Below are 17,179 nucleotides of genomic sequence, written 5' to 3'. Positions count from 1 at the left end.
TCAGGCGGCGGAGCGTTGATTGCGCAAGGCCACTGGCCCGGCGCGTTCTTCGATGGCTCGTTTCAGCTCGGTCCGAAGCCCCAGCAGGAAGCCTGCTTCCACCACCACAAACAATGGCCCGACAATCAGTCCGGTCAGATCGTCGACAAACGCCGGTTTGCGCCCCTCGTAATGATGACCGACAAACTGTATCGCCCAGCCCACCACAAACATCCCGATGCCGGCGCCAAGCCAGACGAATGTGCTCTGCTGCGCAAGCATATGCCCCAGCCAGATCGACAGGCCCAGCAATACCGTCATCAGCACCCCCAGCCGCAGTTCCAGGCGCAGGTAAAACCACGCCGACATCAGTGACACCAGCACTGCCGGTGACAGCCAGCCCCCGGCCCATTGCGGACGCGACAGCAACACCGCGACCGCCACGACGATCAGGGGAATGCCCACGAAGTGGCTGGCGATATTGCGCGGATCACGGTGGTAGGCGGCGTATTGACTGAGATGGTCAACGAGGCTTTTCATTGTTATTCCTCCTGTAGGGTGATTGATGATGCCCCGGGTTCATCTCTCGCTCTGTCAGCCAGGCGACAATCTCCAGGAGTTTTCATGGACATGCAGGTTTGGCGTTCGCGCCTGATGACGGGGCAATGGTTCAGTCACTTGCCTGTTTCCTTACAGGATAGTCTGCTGGCAATCGCCAGGATTCGGCGGCTGTCACCGGGGCAACTGCTGTTCAAACGCGGTGATCCCCCGTGCGGGTTGTATGCGGTGCTTGAAGGTTCGGTGCGCATTGGCGCGGTGAATGAGCAGGGCAAGGAAGCGCTGCTAAGCCTGGTGGAACCGCCGCACTGGTTCGGCGAAATCTGCCTGTTCGATGGCCAGCCGCGAACCCATGATGCCTACGCCGTGGGCCAGTGCATTCTGTTGCACATCCCGCAAACGGCGCTGCTGGCATTGCTCGACGAACACCCGGTGTACTGGCGGCAACTGGCATTGCTGATGAGCCACAAACTGCGCCTGACCTTCATCAACCTCGAACAGCTGAGCCTGATGCCAGCCCCGGCGCGCCTGGCCCATCGCTTGCTGATGATCGCCGAGGGCTATGGTGAAATCGACCTGCCGCGCCGCGTTCTGCAACTGCCGCAAGAGCAATTGGCGTCGATGCTGTCGCTGTCGCGCCAGACCACCAACCAGATCCTCAAGGACTTGCAGGGGCAGGGGATTCTGAATCTCAGGTATGGCGAGATCGAGATTCTGGATGCGCAGCGGTTGCGGGCGTTGGCGGTGGTTTGATGTGCACTTGCAGGCGCTGTCGATTTTATTGATGGGCTTTGTCCACGAACGCGCCTAGCCTGTGAAGACGACAATCGAGGTGTGCCATGCGTGTGCTGTTAGTGGAAGACGAGCCCGAGACCGCCAGCCTCCTGGCCAAAGGCCTGAGCGAAGCGAGTTATGCGGTGGATGTAGCGCTCAATGGCATGGACGGCCGACGCTTTATCGAATCTGGCGAATATGAATTGATCATCCTCGACGTGATGCTGCCGGGGCTCAACGGCTGGCAGTTGCTGCAGCAGATCCGCAAGCTCGGCGATACGCCGGTGCTATTGCTCACCACCACGGACGGCATCGAGGACCGGTTGCGCGGGTTGGAGCTGCATGAGGATGATTACCTGCTCAAGCCGTTTACCGTCAGCGAGCTGGTGAAGCGGGTGCGCAAGCTGTTGCGGCGGGATCGGGGGCGGTAGCGGTTTCAGTGGTGCTTGAGAAATTGCGATGGGGGCCGGAAATCTCAACACGCCTTGGGAATCTATTACCGCAACCCATCCCGAAACTGCCCCGGCGTCATTCCCGTCCAGCGCTTGAACGCGCGGCTGAAGCTGCTGGTGTCGGCGAATCCCAATAGATAACTGACCTCGCTCAACGAGCATTGCGGGTCGCGCAGGTGCAGCAGCGCCAGGTTTTCCCGACTTTCGTTGAGCAGCGTATCGAACCGACAACCTTCGTCCGCCAGGTGTCGTTGCAGGCTGCGCAAGCTCAAGTGCAGTGCTTCTGCGATGCGATCGGCCGACGGTTCGCCCTCAGGCAGTTGCTCTTCAATGGCGTCGCGAACCTTGCGCTCCCAGGTCAGGGGCTTGAGTTGCGCCAGGGTGCGTTTGAGCACGGTCTCGTTGTGTTCGGCCAGTTCCGGGTTGGCGTCGTCCAGGTGGCTGTCGAAATCCACCAGGGCGAATTCCAGTCGGTCTTCCTCGGCGGCGAAATACACCGGCGAACGGAACACTTTGTGCCATTGATGCGGGTCGGCAGGTTCCGGACGGCGCAGATAAACCGCCAGCGGCGCGTAGTCGCGGCCCAGCCGGTTACGGCAGGTGCGCACGTAAATCGCCGCGAATGCGTCGATGGCTTCGAAGGCTGGCGCGGGGTTGCCTTGGGGGATTTTCAGGCGGAAGCGGTAGCGATCCTCGGCGCGGGTCAACTCCAGGTCCAGCGCATCGCTGACCACCTGGTGATAACGCACGATGCGCTCGAACACTTCCCGCAAGCTGCCGCTGGCCACCAACGCATACCCGAGCGCATGGAACGTGGTCGGGCTGACAAACCGCGACACCCGCAAGCCAATCGCCGGGTCGCCACTGACCTGCACCGCGATTTCCCACAGGCGTGTGGTGCCGGACAACGGGTAACGGGCGTTCGGGTCGTCCATCAACTGCGGATCGAGCCCCGCCTGTCGGCACAGGGCGGTGCTGTCGAGGCCCAGCGCATCGAGCTGCTTGCGCAGGGCGCGGGTCCAGCTGGCGAGGGAGGTCGGTTCAGTCATGTCGATTGGCGCGTCCGGTCAACAGGTTGGCGTTCACGGCTACCGCTGTGTGAAGCATCACAGGGCAGGATGCGAACATCAATAACCAGAGGATGGAAGCATGGACGGTACTTCTGCAAGTCCCCTGCGACTGAATGCAGCACAACGATCAGCGCATATTCGCCAGGTGGTATTGGCCAAGGGCGTCGAGTTGCGTCGGCGCTACCCGATTCTCAACCATCAGGACGCCTTGGGTGCGGGCATCCTGGCCTTCGCCCTGGCCGGGATGATCGGTTCGGCAGTGCTCTATATCAACGGATACATGGCCTGGTGGGCATGCCTGTTGGTCAACGCGTTCTTCGCCTCGTTGACCCATGAACTTGAGCATGACCTGATCCACAGCATGTATTTTCGCAAACGGCGGGTGCCGCATAACCTGATGATGGGCCTGGTGTGGCTGGCGCGGCCGAGCACCATCAATCCGTGGATCCGCCGCCATTTGCACCTCAACCACCACAAGGTGTCCGGCACTGAAGCCGACATGGAAGAGCGGGCGATCACCAACGGTGAGCGCTGGGGTTTTGCGCGGCTGTTGATGGTTGGCGACAACGTGATGTCGGCGCTTATCCGCATGCTGCGGGCCAAGACCTGGGCGCACAAGTTCAGCATCCTCAAGCGCTCCCTGAAAGTTTACGCACCGCTGGCGCTGATGCATTGGGGGGCGTGGTATGTGTTCCTCGGTTTTCACGCCGCCAACGGCATCGCGCATCTATCGGGGGCGCCCATCGAATGGTCGGCGACGACATTGGCGGTGATGCAAGTGATCGACATCGCTGTCGTGGTGATCATCGGTCCGAACGTGTTGCGCACGTTCTGCCTGCATTTTGTCAGCTCGAACATGCACTACTACGGTGACGTCGAGCCGGGGAATGTGATTCAGCAGACTCAGGTCTTGAACCCTTGGTGGCTGTGGCCGTTGCAGGTGTTCTGCTTCAACTTCGGCAGCAGCCACGGGATCCATCATTTTGTGGTGAAGGAGCCGTTTTACATCCGCCAGATGACGGTGCCGGTGGCGCATGAGGTGATGCGTGAGATGGGGGTTCGGTTCAATGATTTCGGGACGTTTGCACGGGCGAACCGATTTGCGCACAAGGCGACCACAGAACCCCGTCAAGTGCATCCCGCTCAGGTTTGAGCAAGGCACCCGGAAACTCAAAGGCGAAAAACGCTCGTCATCAATTTGACCCAAAGGGACGCTAAGTTGTGACGCAAGCAGCGAGGGGTCGGCGATTGCCGAAGATGATTCGTATATGTGATTTAGGTCTAATAAAGTAATTAAATATTCCTTTATTGGATAACCGATTTCGCCAATCATCGGCTTCAGGATTGTTGATCAGCGCAAACAGATTTTGAGTTTCCGGGGCCGTCTCCTTGGCAGGGTGCGGCCCCTTTTTTATTTTGGATAAACGCATATTCGATATTGGTCTTAATAAATAGCTTCTTATTCCTTAGCGAATATAACTCTCCTCCCTATACTCGATCAGGAACAGACACACAGCAGGAGAGCTCCCCCATGCGCAACGAATCAATTCGCTACCTGATTGTGCCGGGCTGGCAAGGATCGCCAGAAGATCATTGGCAAACCCACTGGCAGAACAGTCTGCCAAACAGCGCGCGGGTGGAGCAGGCCGACTGGCTGACGCCTCGTCGTGAAGACTGGGTCGCAGCGTTGGCCGAGGCGATTGCCGCCGACAGCACGCCTGTGATCCTGATCGCCCATAGCCTGGGTTGCATCACCGTTGCCCATTGGGCAGCCACCGCGCCGCTGCAATTTTTGCGTCAAGTGCGCGGCGCCTTGCTGGTCGCGCCGGCGGACGTCGAGCGCCCGGCCTGCGCGCCGGCCCTACGCAACTTTGCGCCGATCCCGACCCATTTATTGCCGTTCCCGAGCCAGGTCGTCAGCTCTGACAACGACGCCGCCGTGAGCGCGCCACGCGCGCTTGAACTGGCGCGTCAGTGGGGCGCCGAGGCGGGGATTTTATCGGGGGCCGGGCACATCAACGTGAAGTCCGGTCACCGGCGCTGGGAGCAGGGTTTTGCCTACCTTTATCGGTTGCAGAACCGCATGGAACAGCACGCCCTGCGTCGCGCTTGAATCCTTTCCTTTTTTTCTTTTTTTTGAATCGGCCCCCGCCTCCCGGCGGTTTTGGGCGGGAGTCTGCCATGAGTTTGCATGAAATCTTCGGTCAGCCATTGCTGACCTTTCCCGATGCGGAGAAAAGCCCGCTGAGCATCCGCGCCAAGGCGCTGGTGTTTGTCGATCCGCGTTCCCGGCAATTGCGCCAGGAGCTGGAACAATTGGCGCCACGTTCGATCTCGGTGTTGATTCGCGGTGAAACCGGCAGCGGTAAAGAACTGCTGGCGCGGCACATCCATCGCGCCAGTGATCGTGGCGGGTTGTTCGTGTCCGTCAATTGCGGCGCGATCAGCCCGACTTACGCCGATGCTGAACTGTTCGGCTATGCCGCCGGCAGTTACAGCGGTTCGGCCAGCAGTCGTGCCGGCTGGTTCGGCTCGGCCAACGGCGGCACCTTGTACCTGGACGAGATCGGCGACCTGCCGCTGCCGATCCAGATCAAGTTGCTCGCAGCCCTGGAAAACCACGAAGTCACCCGCGTCGGTGCGCACCAGCCGAGCCCGGTGGACGTGCGTCTGGTGGCGGCCACCAGCATCGATCTGGCCCAGGCAGTGGCGGCCGGAAAATTCCATGAGCGGCTTTATCACTACCTCAGCGAGGGCCAGCTCGAACTGCCGGCCTTGCGTGAGCGGGTGGGCGATATTTTATCGCTGGCCGAATACTTCCTCGGCATCTACAGCCAGCGCCTCGACCTGCCGGTGCCACTGATCAGCGAAGCCGCGCAGCATCTGCTGGAGCAACACAGTTGGCCGGGCAACACCCGAGAGCTGGAGAACGTCATTCACTTTGCGCTGCTGGTGAGTACTGGCGATGAGATTTTGCCGGAGCATTTGAATCTGCCCGAGGCGCCTGCATCGTTGCTACAGATCGAGCAGCAACTGAAAAAAATCCTCGGCAGCGGCTCCGCCGCCGAAAAAGAGGCCTTGAAAGACCTGCTCAAAGCGACGGGGCTTCTGTAGGAGCGAAGCTTGCTCGCGAACCAGACAACTCGGTCTGTCTGGAGGACGGCTTAGTGGGCAAGTCGCGCTCCTGCAGGGTCGTGGATGGATTTATGGAAGGGGGGCTGTATGAACAAAATGGAATATGAAAGTGAATAAAAGATATTGTTCGGGAATAAAAAATCCCGGTATCGTCCGCGTCACGCCAGCGATAGCACTTCACTGGCGCCTAAACATTTAGCCGTCGTCGATGACGACCGTGATTTTCGATAAGGACACTGCATGAAAAAGGTTCTGTTGTTCACCGCATTGGCGGCTGCCCTGACCGCGGGTCTGGCCCAGGCTGGCGAGAAACTGGTGGTTGCGGCGACGCCGATTCCACATGCCGAGATTCTTGAACTGATCAAGCCTACCCTCGCCAAAGAAGGCGTGGACCTGGAAATCAAAGTCTTCACCGACTACGTTCAGCCGAACGTGCAGGTCGATCAGAAGCGTCTGGACGCCAACTACTTCCAGACCCTGCCGTACCTGAAAAGCTTCAACGAAGGCAAAGGCACGAACCTGGTGACTGTGATCGGCGTGCACGTCGAACCGTTCGGCGGCTACTCGAAGAAAGTCAAAACCCTGGCTGAGCTGAAGGACGGCGCAACCATCGCCATCCCGAACGAAGGCAGCAACAGCGGCCGTGCCCTGATCCTGCTGCAGAAGGCTGGCCTGATCGAGTTGAAAGACCCGAAAAACGCTTTGGCCACCCCGAAAGACATCGCCAAGAACCCGCACAATTTCAAGTTCAAGGAACTGGAGTCGGCCATGCTGCCGCGTGTTCTGGACCAGGTCGATCTGGACATGATCAACACCAACTACGCGCTGGACGCGGGCCTGAATCCGGCTAAAGACGCACTGGTGATCGAAGGTGCCGATTCGCCTTACGTGAACTTCCTGGTGGCACGTCCGGACAACAAGGACAGCGTTGCCATCCAGAAACTGGCCAAGGCTCTGACCAGCCCGGAAGTGAAGGCGTTCATCGACAAGAAATACAGCGGCGCGGTACTGCCGGCGTTCTGATTGATTGCAGTCTCGAACCCTTCAAGGTTTCAAACGCCGACGGCTACTACAGCGTCGGCGTTTTTTATTGCGCCAAGATCAAAAGATTTCAGGCCACCCGCGTCTTCAACGCCTTGCGCAGCGCCACCAGCAATTTCACGATGTCCTGCGGATCCAGCCGCGGCGTCACTTTTACGTCAGCCATGTTCTCTTCCTTGTGATGGTTCGGCCGGGGGAGTCTGGCCAAAAGCTGCACGTCCTTGGAGGGGCATTTTGAAAAAAAGATCCCTCCTACAGTGCAAAGGAAAATAACCGTCCCCCGCTGCCGTCGCAAATCCGCAGAATAGTTTTTTGCGTGATATCAATATGCTTTAACGGTATTTAAATTCCTCTTTTTATACCTTTAAAGTTGGCGCCTGCCGGGTGGTTATCCACTGCCCATGGACTGCGCCATCGCCGCTTACCGAGCGGCGTACAGGATGTTCAATGACCTTCGATTACGCGTTTATCCTCAGCACCCTGCCGGCGTTTCTCAAAGCCGTTGGCGTGACGCTGCAGGTCGGCTTGATCGCTATCGGCACTTCGTTGCTGGTGGCGCTGATCAACGCGACGATTCTGGTGTTTCGCACGCCTTACCTGCAGCGCCTGGTCGGGCTGTATGTGGAGTTGGCGCGTAACACGCCATTGCTGATCCAGTTGTTCTTCGTCTACTTCGCCTTGCCGGCCCTGGGCATCAAAGTCTCGGGCTTCGCCGCAGCGATCATCACCATGACCTTTCTCGGCGGAGCCTACCTCACCGAAGTCCTGCGCGCCGGCGTGGATGCCGTGCCCCAGGCGCAACTTGAGTCCGGTCGTTCAATAGGCTTGTCCCACGGGCAATTGCTGCGCTACGTGATCTTGCCGCAGGCCGGCATCCTCAGCCTGCCGTCGCTGTTCGCCAATTTCATATTCCTGCTCAAGGAAACCACGGTGGTCTCGGCGGTGGCGGTGCCGGAGATTCTCTACACCACCAAGAGCTACATCGCGCTCTATTACAAAACCTACGAAATGCTCGCCGTGCTGACGTTGATCTGCGTGCTGTTGTTTTTGCCGTTGTCGCTGCTGCTCAGCCGTCTGGAAAGGAGGCTCCAGCATGGCCAGTTCGGGTCTTGAGTTGCTCATGGTGTCGTTGCCGCAATTGGGCAAGGGCGCTGCACAAACCTTGTCGATTTCATTCCTGAGCATCGCCTTCAGCACCGTCGGCGGGGTGCTCTACGGCGTGTTGCGCACGCTGAATTCGACATGGCTCAACGCAATGCTGCGGGTTTATCTGGAATTGTTCCGGGCGATCCCGGTGCTGGTCTGGTTGTATTTGTTGTTCTTCGGCCTGCCGATTTTTTTCGGCCTGAGCATTCCGAGCTTCTGGTGCGCGGTGCTGGTGCTGTCGCTGTGGGGCGCCAGCGAAGTCGGGGAAGTGGTGCGCGGCGCCTTGCATTCGTTACCGCGCGGCCAGCGAGAAGCGGGATTGTCGATTGGCTTGAACGGCCCGCAACTCTATGGCTACGTGCTGCTGCCCCAGGCGCTGAAACGCATGACGCCGCCGACCATCAACGTCTACACGCGGATCATCAAGACCAGCTCTCTGGCGGTGCTGATCGGCGTGGTGGACGTGATCAAGGTCGGCCAGCAGATCATCGAGCGCACCTACGAATCGGTACTGATCTACGGCGCGCTGTTTCTGTTTTTCTTTTTCATCTGCTACCCGCTGTCAGCCGCTTCCCGCGTGCTGGAGCGGCGCTGGACGCAAGCATGAGCGCATTGATCGAGTTCAAGGGTTTCAACAAATTTTTCGGCGAGCAGCAGGTGCTCAACGGCATCGACCTGAAGGTGAGAACGGGCGAAGTGATCGTCATCCTCGGCCCCAGCGGCTGTGGCAAAAGCACCTTGCTGCGCTGCCTCAACGGCCTGGAAGTCGCTCACAGCGGCAGCTTGAATTTTGCCGGGCGTGAGTTGCTGGACAAGGGCACCGACTGGCGCGAAGTGCGTCAGCAGATCGGCATGGTATTCCAGAGTTATCACCTGTTTCCGCACATGAGCGTGCTCGATAACGTGCTGCTTGGCCCGGTGAAAGTGCAGAAGCGCGACCGCCGCGAAGCCCGTGCCCAGGCCGAAGCCTTGCTGGCGCGCGTAGGCCTGTTGGACAAGCGCGACGCGTTCCCGCGTCAGCTCTCCGGTGGTCAGCAGCAACGCATCGCCATCGTCCGTTCGCTGTGCATGAACCCCCAAGTCATGCTCTTTGACGAAGTCACCGCCGCCCTCGACCCGGAGATGGTCAAGGAGGTACTCGAAGTGATTCAGGGCCTGGCCCGCGAGGGCATGACCTTATTGATTGTCACCCACGAAATGGCCTTCGCCCGCGCCGTGGCCGACCGCATCGTGTTCATGGACGCCGGGAGCATCCTTGAGCAACAACCCCCCGAGATTTTCTTTACGAACCCGCAAACCGCACGAGCGCAGCAGTTCCTGGAGAAGTTCTCCTTCGTCGCCGCACTACCCAAAACGACTCAAATAAAGGAATTGGAACTGCCATGAAAACTGCCAAGTCTTCTCTGCTGCTACTCCCGCTGTTCGGCCTGGCGCTGCTGGCCGGTTGCAACAAAACCGAAGAGCCGGCCAAGCCGAAAGTCGCCAGCGTCAGCAGCGCACCGGCCGGTTACCTGGAAAAGATCAAAGCCCGGGACAAGCTGATTGTCGGCGTGTTCACCGACAAACCGCCGTTCGGTTTTGTCGATGAAGCCGGGCGTTACGTGGGGTTCGATACTGACATTGGCCGCCAATTCGCCAAGGATCTATTGGGCGATGAAAACAAAGTCGAGTTCGTGGCGGTGGAGCCGGCGAGCCGGATTCCATTCCTGCAGAGCGACAAGGTCGACCTGATCCTGGCCAACATGACCGTCACCCCGGAGCGCAAGGAAGCGGTGGACTTCACCAACCCGAACCTCAAGGTGGCGGTGCAGGCACTGGTGCCGCAGGCGAGTTCGGTGAAGACCCTCGATGACCTGGCAACCCGCACCACCATTGTCACCACGGGCACTACGGCGGACATCTGGCTGACGAAAAATCATCCGGACTGGAAACTGCTGAAGTTCGAGAAAAACTCCGAGTCCCTGCAAGCCCTGGCCAATGGTCGCGGCGACGCTTATGCGCAGGACAATCTGGTGCTGTTCAGCTGGGCCAAACAAAACCCGGGCTACCGCGTACTGGAGCAGAAGTTGGGCGCCGAAGCACCGATCGCCCCGGCGGTAAAGAAGGGCAACATCGAACTGCGTGATTGGGTGAATGCGGAGTTGGCGAAGCTGGGTGAGGATAAGTTTTTGCTCAAGCTGTACGACCAGTATGTGCGCAAAGAGCTGAGCGACGACACCAGGCCTGAAAGCGTGATTGTCGAGGGTGGGAAGTGGCAGGGGTGATTGGCTTCAGATGATCGCTCCCACCTGTGGCGAGGGAGCAAGCTCCCTCGCCACAGGGCGTGGAAACGATCAGTGTGTCTCAGTCAGGCCAATACCACACCGGCTCATCCAGCATCCGCTGCCCGACCATCCCGGTCTGGCCGAAATCTTTCTCCAGCACAATGCAATTGCATTCCGGGTCTTGCTGCAATGCCGAGATCAAGCGCCGCGCATGGGACACCACCCACACCTGGCACTGTTCGGACGCTCGAATAATCAACCGCGCCAACGCCGGCAACAAGTCCGGATGCAGACTGGTTTCCGGCTCATTCAGCACCATCAGCGTCGGCGGCCGGGGTGTCAGCAATGCCGCGACCAGCAACAGATAGCGCAACGTCCCGTCCGACAATTCGGCGGCGGACAGTGGCCGCAACAACCCTTCCTGATAAAACTCGATTGCAAATCGGCCACCTTGCAGCAATGCGATGTTCAGCGTCGCGCCGGGGAACGCATCGCTGATCGCCGCCTGCAAGGCTTCGGGATCGCCGATTTCGCGGATGGTCTGTAATGCCGCCGCGAGGTCGCGACCGTCGTGGTGCAACACCGGCGTGCGAGTGCCCAGTTGTGGTTGTCGCGCCGGAGCTTCGGCATCGCTGCGAAAGTGATCGTAGAAGCGCCAACGGCGGATGAATTCACGCAGCTGCAAGACTTCCGGCGAGGTACGCAAGCTACCAACCTGATCGAACAGGCTGTCGAAATTCGGCGTGCGCTGGGCCAGCACCTCCCAGCCGCGTCCGGCCCGTGTGCGAATCATCGGGCCGTCGCGATCCACCAGCAGGCTGGCCGGGCGATAGAACGGCCCGGACCAGATGCATTCCCTTTTGATTTCCGGGTCCAGAGAAAACGCGGAAAGACTCGGTTCCGCAAGGCCCAGCGCGATCGAGTAGCTGAAGTCTTCGCCGGCAAACCCCAGGCGCAGGCGCTTGACGCCGTGTCGCATGGTTGCCTGGACCGGGATTTCACCAGTGCGCATGCGCTGGGTGATGGTTTCCGGCCCGGCCCAGAAGGTCGAATCCAGCCCACCCTCGCGTGCCAAGCCATTGACCACTCCACCCTGAGCAGTTTCCGCCAGCAGACGCAAGGCGCGGTAGAGATTGGATTTACCGCTGCCGTTGGGGCCGGTGATCAGGTTCAGCCGTTCGAGCGGAATCACCAATTTATTGATCGAGCGGTAGTTGGCCACCGCGAGGGTTTTGAGCATGGGGAGCTTCCTGCTGCAGGGTCCGCCAGTTTGTCTTATCGTCGGCGACTGTGATCGTCTGTGACGAGGGAGCTTGCTCTTGCTGGGCTACGAAGCGGCTCAAAAAAGTTAAACGAGGTGTGTCAGGCAAAACGAGATAGCAGGTTTGCGTCTGTTGCGCAGCCGAGCGGGAGCAAGCTCCCTCGCCACAGGATAGTCCCCAGGCCATAAGGTACGTAGCAAACCCGTGCACCTGTTGAACCCTGTTCTAAGCTCACAGTCGTATCGTCACTGGCACGTACGTACAACGCAAAGGAGTCTGCATGGCGGGTCCCGGATTGAAATTAATGGTTGGCCTGAGCCTCTTCGCCTTGCTGACCGCCTGTGGTGAAAAAAAGCCCGTCGAGAAGGACCGTCCGCGAGTCTTCGTGCAAGAGGTCAAGCCAACCGATTACGCCGCTGCGGTGACACTCACCGGTGATGTTCAGGCCCGAGTCCAGACCGAGTTGTCGTTCCGCGTGGGCGGCAAGATCATCCAGCGCATGGTCGATGTCGGTGACCGGGTGTCGGCCAAACAAGTGCTGGCCAGGCTTGACCCCAAAGACCTGCAAACCAATGTCGATTCGGCCCAGGCCCAGGTGGTTGCCGAGCAGGCGCGGGTCAAACAGACTGCCGCCGCCTTCGTTCGCCAGCAAAAACTCCTGCCCAAGGGCTACACCAGCCAGAGCGAATACGACTCCGCCCAAGCGGCCTTGCGCAGCAGCCAGAGCGCATTGAGCGCGGCTCAAGCGCAATTGGCCAACGCCCGCGATCAACTGAGCTACACCGCGTTGATTGCCGATGCGCCAGGCGTGATTACTGCGCGCCAGGCCGAAGTCGGCCAGGTGGTGCAGGCCACGGTGCCGATTTTCAGCCTGGCCCGGGATGGCGAGCGTGACGCGGTGTTCAATGTTTACGAATCGCTACTGACCGAACCGCCGTCAGACCGATCGATTGTGGTCAGCCTGCTCGACAATCCGAAAATCAAGACCACGGGCACCGTTCGGGAGGTCACGCCAGCGGTGTCCGCGCAGACCGGCACGGTGCAAGTCAAAGTCAGCCTCGATGGTCTCCCTGAAGGCATGCAGCTCGGCTCGGTGGTGAGCGCCACGGCTAAGCCAGTGGGTAAAACCGCAGTGGAACTGCCCTGGGCGGCCCTGACCAAAAACCTCAGCGACCCGGCCGTGTGGCTGGTGGACGCCGAGGGCAAGGCGCAGTTGCACACGGTCACCGTTGGCCGTTACCTGACCGGCAAAGTCATTGTCAGCGCCGGCCTCACCGGTGGCGAAAAAGTCGTCACTGCGGGCGGCCAGTTGCTGCACCCGGGCGTACGGGTGGAGGTCGTCGAAAATACCGATCAGACCCCAACCACAGGAGCCCAACCATGAAGCACCTGTTGCTGTTGTCCGCCGCTGTACTTCTGGTCGCCTGTTCCAAGGAAGAAGCGCCGCCAGAACCGGTGCGGCCGGTGTTGTCTGTGGAAGTGAAAGCGCTCCATCAAGAGGATCTCGGCCGGTTCGCCGGCAGCATTCAGGCCCGTTACGAAAGCAATGTCGGTTTCCGGGTGCCGGGGCGTATCGCCAGCCGCAATGTCGATGTCGGCGCCGAAGTCCAGAAAGGCGCCTTGCTCGCCACCCTCGACCCCACCGATCAGCAGAACCAGTTGCGCTCGGCCCAGGGTGACCTGGCGCGTGTTCAGGCGCAGCTCATCAACGCCCAGGCCAACGCCCGGCGTCAGCAGGAACTGTTCAATCGCGGGGTCGGCGCCCAGGCACAACTGGACATCGCCCAGACCGAACTGAAAACCACCCAGGCGTCCCTCGATCAAGCCAGGGCCGCCGTCAACCAGGCGCAGGACCAACTCAACTACGTCGAGCTGCGCACCGATCACAAAGCCATTGTCACCGCGTGGAATGCCGAAGCCGGGCAAGTGGTGACCGCCGGCCAGCAAGTGGTGACCCTGGCGCAGCCGGACATCAAGGAAGCAGTGATCGACTTGCCCGACACCCTGGTCGATGATTTGCCGGCCGACGTGGTGTTCCAGGTCGCCTCGCAGCTGGACCCGAGCATCACCAGCACCGCCATCGTGCGTGAAATCGAACCCCAGGCCCAAAGCGCGACCCGTACCCGTCGTGCCCGCCTGAGCCTGACTGATACGCCACCGGGTTTTCATCTCGGCACGGCGATCAGCGTGACCCTCAGCTCTGAAATCAAACCACGCCTCGAACTGCCGGCGAGCGCATTGCAGGAGGTCGATGGGAAAACACGGATCTGGGTCGTCGATCCACAGACGCAAACCGTTGCCCCAAGGGAGGTCAGCCTGGTCAGCCGGACCGACGACACAGTGGTCGTGGCCAACGGTGTGAAATCCGGCGAGCGGGTGGTCAGTGCCGGTGTGAATAGCCTCAAACCGGGGCAGAAAGTGAGAATTGACGAGGGCGGCCCGCAATGAAAGGGAGTTTCAACTTATCCGAGTGGGCCCTCAAGCATCAGTCGTTTGTCTGGTATTTGATGTTCGTCGCGCTGTTGATGGGCGTGTTCTCCTACCTGAACCTGGGCCGCGAAGAAGACCCGTCGTTCACCATCAAAACCATGGTGATCCAGACCCGCTGGCCCGGCGCGACCCAGGAAGAAACCCTCAAGCAGGTCACTGACCGGATCGAGAAAAAACTCGAAGAACTCGACTCGCTCGATTACGTGAAAAGCTACACCCGCCCCGGTGAATCGACGGTCTTCGTTAATCTGCTCGACACCACCAGCGCCAAGGACATTCCGCAAATCTGGTATCAGGTGCGCAAGAAGATCAACGACATCCGCGGCGACTTCCCGCAAGGCCTGCAAGGGCCGGGCTTCAACGATGAGTTCGGTGACGTGTTCGGTTCGGTGTATGCCTTTACCTCTGACGGCCTGTCAATGCGCCAGCTACGCGATTACGTGGAACAGGTGCGTGCCGAAATCCGTGAAGTGCCAGGGTTGGGCAAGGTCGAAATGATCGGCGAGCAGGATGAAGTGCTGTACCTGAACTTCTCCACCCGCAAACTCGCCGCCCTCGGCATCGATCAGCGCCAGGTGGTGCAGAGCCTGCAATCACAGAATGCCGTGACCCCGGCGGGAGTGATCGAGGCCGGCCCGGAGCGGATTTCGGTGCGGACCTCGGGGCAGTTTGCCTCTGAGAAAGACCTGGCCAACGTCAACCTGAAGCTCAACGACCGCTTCTACCGCCTGGCCGACATCGCCGACATCAGCCGTGGCTATGTCGATCCTGCCACCCCGGAGTTTCGTTTCAACGGCCAGCCGGCCATCGGCCTGGCAATCGCCATGAAGAAGGGCGGCAACATCCAGGCATTTGGCAAGGCGCTGCATCTGCGCATGAACGAGCTGACGGCCGACCTGCCGGTGGGCGTTGGCGTGCACAACGTTTCCGATCAGGCCGAAGTGGTGGAAGAAGCTGTCGGCGGTTTCACCAGTGCATTGTTCGAGGCCGTGGTGATCGTGCTGATCGTCAGCTTCGTCAGCCTTGGCGTGCGCGCCGGGCTGGTGGTGGCGTGTTCGATTCCGTTGGTGCTGGCGATGGTCTTCCTCTTCATGGAATACAGTGGCATCACCATGCAGCGGATTTCCCTCGGAGCGCTGATCATCGCTCTCGGCCTGCTGGTGGACGACGCGATGATCACGGTGGAGATGATGGTCACACGCCTGGAAATGGGCGAAACCAAAGAACAGGCGGCGACCTTCGCCTACACCTCGACGGCGTTCCCGATGCTCACCGGCACGCTGGTTACAGTCGCCGGTTTCGTGCCGATCGGTTTGAACGCGAGCTCCGCCGGTGAGTACACCTTCACGCTGTTCGCGGTGATCGCGGTGGCCATGCTGGTGTCATGGATCGTCGCCGTGCTGTTCGCCCCGGTGCTCGGTGTGCATATTCTGAGCAGCAATGTGAAACCTCACGACGCAGAGCCAGGGCGCATCGGTCGGGCGTTCAATGGCGGCCTGCTGTGGGCCATGCGCAACCGCTGGTGGGCCATCGGTATCACCGTGGCGCTGTTCGTGCTCTCGGTGTTTTCCATGCAGTTCGTGCAGAACCAGTTCTTCCCGTCCTCGGACCGTCCGGAAATCCTCGTCGACCTGAACCTGCCGCAAAACGCCTCGATCGCCGAAACCCGCAAAGCCGTGGACAAGCTCGAAGCGACGCTCAAGGGCGACCCGGACATCGTGCGCTGGAGCACCTACATCGGCGAGGGTGCGATCCGTTTCTACCTGCCTCTCGACCAGCAGTTGCAGAACCCGTACTACGCGCAACTGGTGATCGTCAGCAAAGGCCTGGAGTCACGCACGGCGCTGACTGCTCGTTTGCAAAAGCGCTTGCGTGAAGACTTCGTCGGCATCGGCAGTTACGTCCAGGCCCTGGAAATGGGCCCGCCGGTGGGGCGTCCGATTCAATACAGGGTCAGCGGTAAAGACATCGATCAAGTGCGCAAGCACGCGATCGCCCTGGCCACTGAACTGGATAAAAACCCGCACATCGGCGAGATCATTTACGACTGGAACGAGCCGGGCAAAGTGCTGCGCATCGACATCGCGCAAGACAAGGCGCGGCAACTGGGGCTGTCGTCGGAAGACGTGGCGAACCTGATGAACAGCATCGTCGTCGGCTCGCCGGTGACGCAGGTCGATGACGACATCTACCTGATCGACGTGGTCGGCCGCGCTGAAGATGCCGAGCGCGGCAGCCCGGAAACCTTGCAGAACTTGCAGATCGTCACCCCCGGCGGCACTTCGATACCGCTGCTGGCGTTCGCCACGGTGCGCTACGAACTGGAGCAACCGCTGGTATGGCGTCGTGACCGCAAACCGACCATCACCATCAAGGCTGCGGTGCGCGACGAGATTCAGCCGACCGACCTGGTGAAGCAGTTGCAACCGGACATCGACAAGTTCGCCGCCGGTTTGCCGGTGGGCTACAAAGTCGCCACTGGCGGCACGGTGGAGGAAAGCGGCAAGGCCCAGGGACCGATTGCCAAGGTCGTGCCGTTGATGCTGTTTTTGATGGCGACCTTCCTGATGATCCAGTTGCACAGCGTGCAGAAGCTGTTCCTGGTGGCCAGCGTCGCGCCGCTCGGCTTGATCGGCGTGGTGCTGGCGCTGATCCCGACGGGCACGCCCATGGGCTTCGTGGCGATCCTCGGGATTCTGGCGCTGATCGGCATCATCATCCGCAACTCGGTGATTCTGGTGACCCAAATCGATTCTTTCGAGAAGAGCGGTTATACGCCGTGGGACGCGGTGGTGCAGGCCACGGAACATCGGCGTCGGCCGATTTTGTTGACGGCAGCGGCGGCGAGCATGGGGATGATCCCGATTGCCCGGGAAGTGTTCTGGGGGCCGATGGCCTACGCGATGATTGGCGGGATCATCATCGCCACCTTGCTGACGCTGCTGTTTTTGCCGGCGCTGTATGTGGCCTGGTACAAGGTACGCGAGTCGAAGAAACAAGCGCCGTAA

At 60.0% G+C, this 17,179-nt stretch carries 16 protein-coding genes; 13 read left to right on the top strand and 3 right to left on the bottom strand.

The genetic code is table 11. The features are described 5' to 3' along the window. Positions 1-519: an Mpo1 family 2-hydroxy fatty acid dioxygenase gene (locus tag AC07V0_RS06165; RefSeq protein WP_495019516.1), complete on the bottom strand. Its 519-nt coding sequence runs from the start codon at positions 517-519 to the stop codon at positions 1-3. A gap of 84 nt (positions 520-603) precedes the next feature. Between AC07V0_RS06165 and AC07V0_RS06160 the strand changes: the two genes are divergently transcribed. Beyond that, the gene (locus tag AC07V0_RS06160) at positions 604-1,290 is read left to right on the top strand and encodes a Crp/Fnr family transcriptional regulator (RefSeq protein WP_111453987.1); all 687 of its coding nucleotides are present in this window, start codon (positions 604-606) and stop codon (positions 1,288-1,290) included. 86 nt (positions 1,291-1,376) lie between these two features. After that, entirely contained in the window at positions 1,377-1,742 is a 366-nt protein-coding gene (locus AC07V0_RS06155) for a response regulator (RefSeq protein ID WP_019581708.1), read from the top strand. Positions 1,743-1,807: 65 nt separating this feature from the next. On the opposite strand, the gene AC07V0_RS06150 is transcribed toward AC07V0_RS06155, so the two are convergent. Further along, the gene (locus tag AC07V0_RS06150; protein WP_019581709.1) at positions 1,808-2,812 is read right to left on the bottom strand and encodes an AraC family transcriptional regulator; all 1,005 of its coding nucleotides are present in this window, start codon (positions 2,810-2,812) and stop codon (positions 1,808-1,810) included. Between the two features lie 100 nt (positions 2,813-2,912). On the opposite strand from AC07V0_RS06150, the gene AC07V0_RS06145 reads away from it, so the two are divergent. The 8 genes from AC07V0_RS06145 to AC07V0_RS06110 all read left to right on the top strand — a co-directional run bounded on the left by AC07V0_RS06145 (position 2,913) and on the right by AC07V0_RS06110 (position 10,419). Next, positions 2,913-3,986, top strand: coding sequence for a fatty acid desaturase (locus AC07V0_RS06145; RefSeq protein ID WP_495019515.1), 1,074 nt, complete (start codon positions 2,913-2,915; stop codon positions 3,984-3,986). Between the two features lie 378 nt (positions 3,987-4,364). Beyond that, complete coding sequence (locus AC07V0_RS06140) at positions 4,365-4,946, top strand: alpha/beta hydrolase (protein WP_064615794.1); 582 nt, start codon at positions 4,365-4,367, stop codon at positions 4,944-4,946. Between the two features lie 68 nt (positions 4,947-5,014). Beyond that, complete coding sequence (locus AC07V0_RS06135; RefSeq protein WP_086944178.1) at positions 5,015-5,947, top strand: sigma 54-interacting transcriptional regulator; 933 nt, start codon at positions 5,015-5,017, stop codon at positions 5,945-5,947. Positions 5,948-6,208: 261 nt separating this feature from the next. Further along, a complete protein-coding gene (locus AC07V0_RS06130; RefSeq protein WP_007941045.1) occupies positions 6,209-6,991 on the top strand; it encodes a MetQ/NlpA family ABC transporter substrate-binding protein in 783 nt (260 codons plus the stop codon). 465 nt (positions 6,992-7,456) lie between these two features. After that, a complete protein-coding gene (locus AC07V0_RS06125; RefSeq protein ID WP_258698081.1) occupies positions 7,457-8,122 on the top strand; it encodes an amino acid ABC transporter permease in 666 nt (221 codons plus the stop codon). Then, a complete protein-coding gene (locus tag AC07V0_RS06120; protein ID WP_018929350.1) occupies positions 8,103-8,762 on the top strand; it encodes an amino acid ABC transporter permease in 660 nt (219 codons plus the stop codon). Before AC07V0_RS06125 ends, AC07V0_RS06120 begins: the two co-directional genes overlap by 20 nt. After that, positions 8,759-9,541, top strand: coding sequence for an amino acid ABC transporter ATP-binding protein (locus AC07V0_RS06115; protein ID WP_086944176.1), 783 nt, complete (start codon positions 8,759-8,761; stop codon positions 9,539-9,541). The genes AC07V0_RS06120 and AC07V0_RS06115 overlap by 4 nt, the downstream gene beginning before the upstream one ends. Further along, positions 9,538-10,419, top strand: a complete 882-nt coding sequence (locus tag AC07V0_RS06110; RefSeq protein WP_495019514.1) for a transporter substrate-binding domain-containing protein — start codon at positions 9,538-9,540, stop codon at positions 10,417-10,419. The genes AC07V0_RS06115 and AC07V0_RS06110 overlap by 4 nt, the downstream gene beginning before the upstream one ends. Positions 10,420-10,498: 79 nt before the next feature. On the opposite strand, the gene AC07V0_RS06105 is transcribed toward AC07V0_RS06110, so the two are convergent. Then, positions 10,499-11,659 (bottom strand): AAA family ATPase, encoded by a 1,161-nt coding sequence (locus tag AC07V0_RS06105; RefSeq protein WP_018929347.1) that lies wholly within the window; start codon positions 11,657-11,659, stop codon positions 10,499-10,501. 302 nt (positions 11,660-11,961) lie between these two features. On the opposite strand from AC07V0_RS06105, the gene AC07V0_RS06100 reads away from it, so the two are divergent. From AC07V0_RS06100 to AC07V0_RS06090, 3 genes are read left to right on the top strand one after another with little or no spacing between them, the layout of a single operon-like run. Further along, positions 11,962-13,065: an efflux RND transporter periplasmic adaptor subunit gene (locus tag AC07V0_RS06100; RefSeq protein WP_026286661.1), complete on the top strand. Its 1,104-nt coding sequence runs from the start codon at positions 11,962-11,964 to the stop codon at positions 13,063-13,065. Beyond that, positions 13,062-14,129, top strand: a complete 1,068-nt coding sequence (locus AC07V0_RS06095; RefSeq protein WP_495019513.1) for an efflux RND transporter periplasmic adaptor subunit — start codon at positions 13,062-13,064, stop codon at positions 14,127-14,129. Before AC07V0_RS06100 ends, AC07V0_RS06095 begins: the two co-directional genes overlap by 4 nt. Beyond that, positions 14,126-17,179 (top strand): efflux RND transporter permease subunit, encoded by a 3,054-nt coding sequence (locus AC07V0_RS06090; RefSeq protein ID WP_495019512.1) that lies wholly within the window; start codon positions 14,126-14,128, stop codon positions 17,177-17,179. The genes AC07V0_RS06095 and AC07V0_RS06090 overlap by 4 nt, the downstream gene beginning before the upstream one ends.

The sequence above is a fragment of the Pseudomonas sp. GW821-FHT01E10 genome (genome assembly GCF_059422365.1).
This window is presented reverse-complemented; position numbering and strand designations above follow the sequence as displayed.

Excerpts from the sequence above, each read along its gene's own strand:
- AC07V0_RS06100 (WP_026286661.1), top strand. The coding sequence starts at position 11,962 with ATGGCGGGTCCCGGATTGAAATTAATGGTTGGCCTGAGCCTCTTCGCC.
- AC07V0_RS06120 (WP_018929350.1), top strand. The coding sequence starts at position 8,103 with ATGGCCAGTTCGGGTCTTGAGTTGCTCATGGTGTCGTTGCCGCAATTG.
- AC07V0_RS06115 (WP_086944176.1), top strand. The coding sequence starts at position 8,759 with ATGAGCGCATTGATCGAGTTCAAGGGTTTCAACAAATTTTTCGGCGAG.
- AC07V0_RS06105 (WP_018929347.1), bottom strand. The coding sequence starts at position 11,659 with ATGCTCAAAACCCTCGCGGTGGCCAACTACCGCTCGATCAATAAATTG.
- AC07V0_RS06155 (WP_019581708.1), top strand. The coding sequence starts at position 1,377 with ATGCGTGTGCTGTTAGTGGAAGACGAGCCCGAGACCGCCAGCCTCCTG.
- AC07V0_RS06135 (WP_086944178.1), top strand. The coding sequence starts at position 5,015 with ATGAGTTTGCATGAAATCTTCGGTCAGCCATTGCTGACCTTTCCCGAT.
- AC07V0_RS06160 (WP_111453987.1), top strand. The coding sequence starts at position 604 with ATGGACATGCAGGTTTGGCGTTCGCGCCTGATGACGGGGCAATGGTTC.
- AC07V0_RS06095 (WP_495019513.1), top strand. The coding sequence starts at position 13,062 with ATGAAGCACCTGTTGCTGTTGTCCGCCGCTGTACTTCTGGTCGCCTGT.
- AC07V0_RS06150 (WP_019581709.1), bottom strand. The coding sequence starts at position 2,812 with ATGACTGAACCGACCTCCCTCGCCAGCTGGACCCGCGCCCTGCGCAAG.
- AC07V0_RS06165 (WP_495019516.1), bottom strand. The coding sequence starts at position 519 with ATGAAAAGCCTCGTTGACCATCTCAGTCAATACGCCGCCTACCACCGT.
- AC07V0_RS06110 (WP_495019514.1), top strand. The coding sequence starts at position 9,538 with ATGAAAACTGCCAAGTCTTCTCTGCTGCTACTCCCGCTGTTCGGCCTG.
- AC07V0_RS06145 (WP_495019515.1), top strand. The coding sequence starts at position 2,913 with ATGGACGGTACTTCTGCAAGTCCCCTGCGACTGAATGCAGCACAACGA.
- AC07V0_RS06130 (WP_007941045.1), top strand. The coding sequence starts at position 6,209 with ATGAAAAAGGTTCTGTTGTTCACCGCATTGGCGGCTGCCCTGACCGCG.
- AC07V0_RS06090 (WP_495019512.1), top strand. The coding sequence starts at position 14,126 with ATGAAAGGGAGTTTCAACTTATCCGAGTGGGCCCTCAAGCATCAGTCG.
- AC07V0_RS06140 (WP_064615794.1), top strand. The coding sequence starts at position 4,365 with ATGCGCAACGAATCAATTCGCTACCTGATTGTGCCGGGCTGGCAAGGA.
- AC07V0_RS06125 (WP_258698081.1), top strand. The coding sequence starts at position 7,457 with ATGACCTTCGATTACGCGTTTATCCTCAGCACCCTGCCGGCGTTTCTC.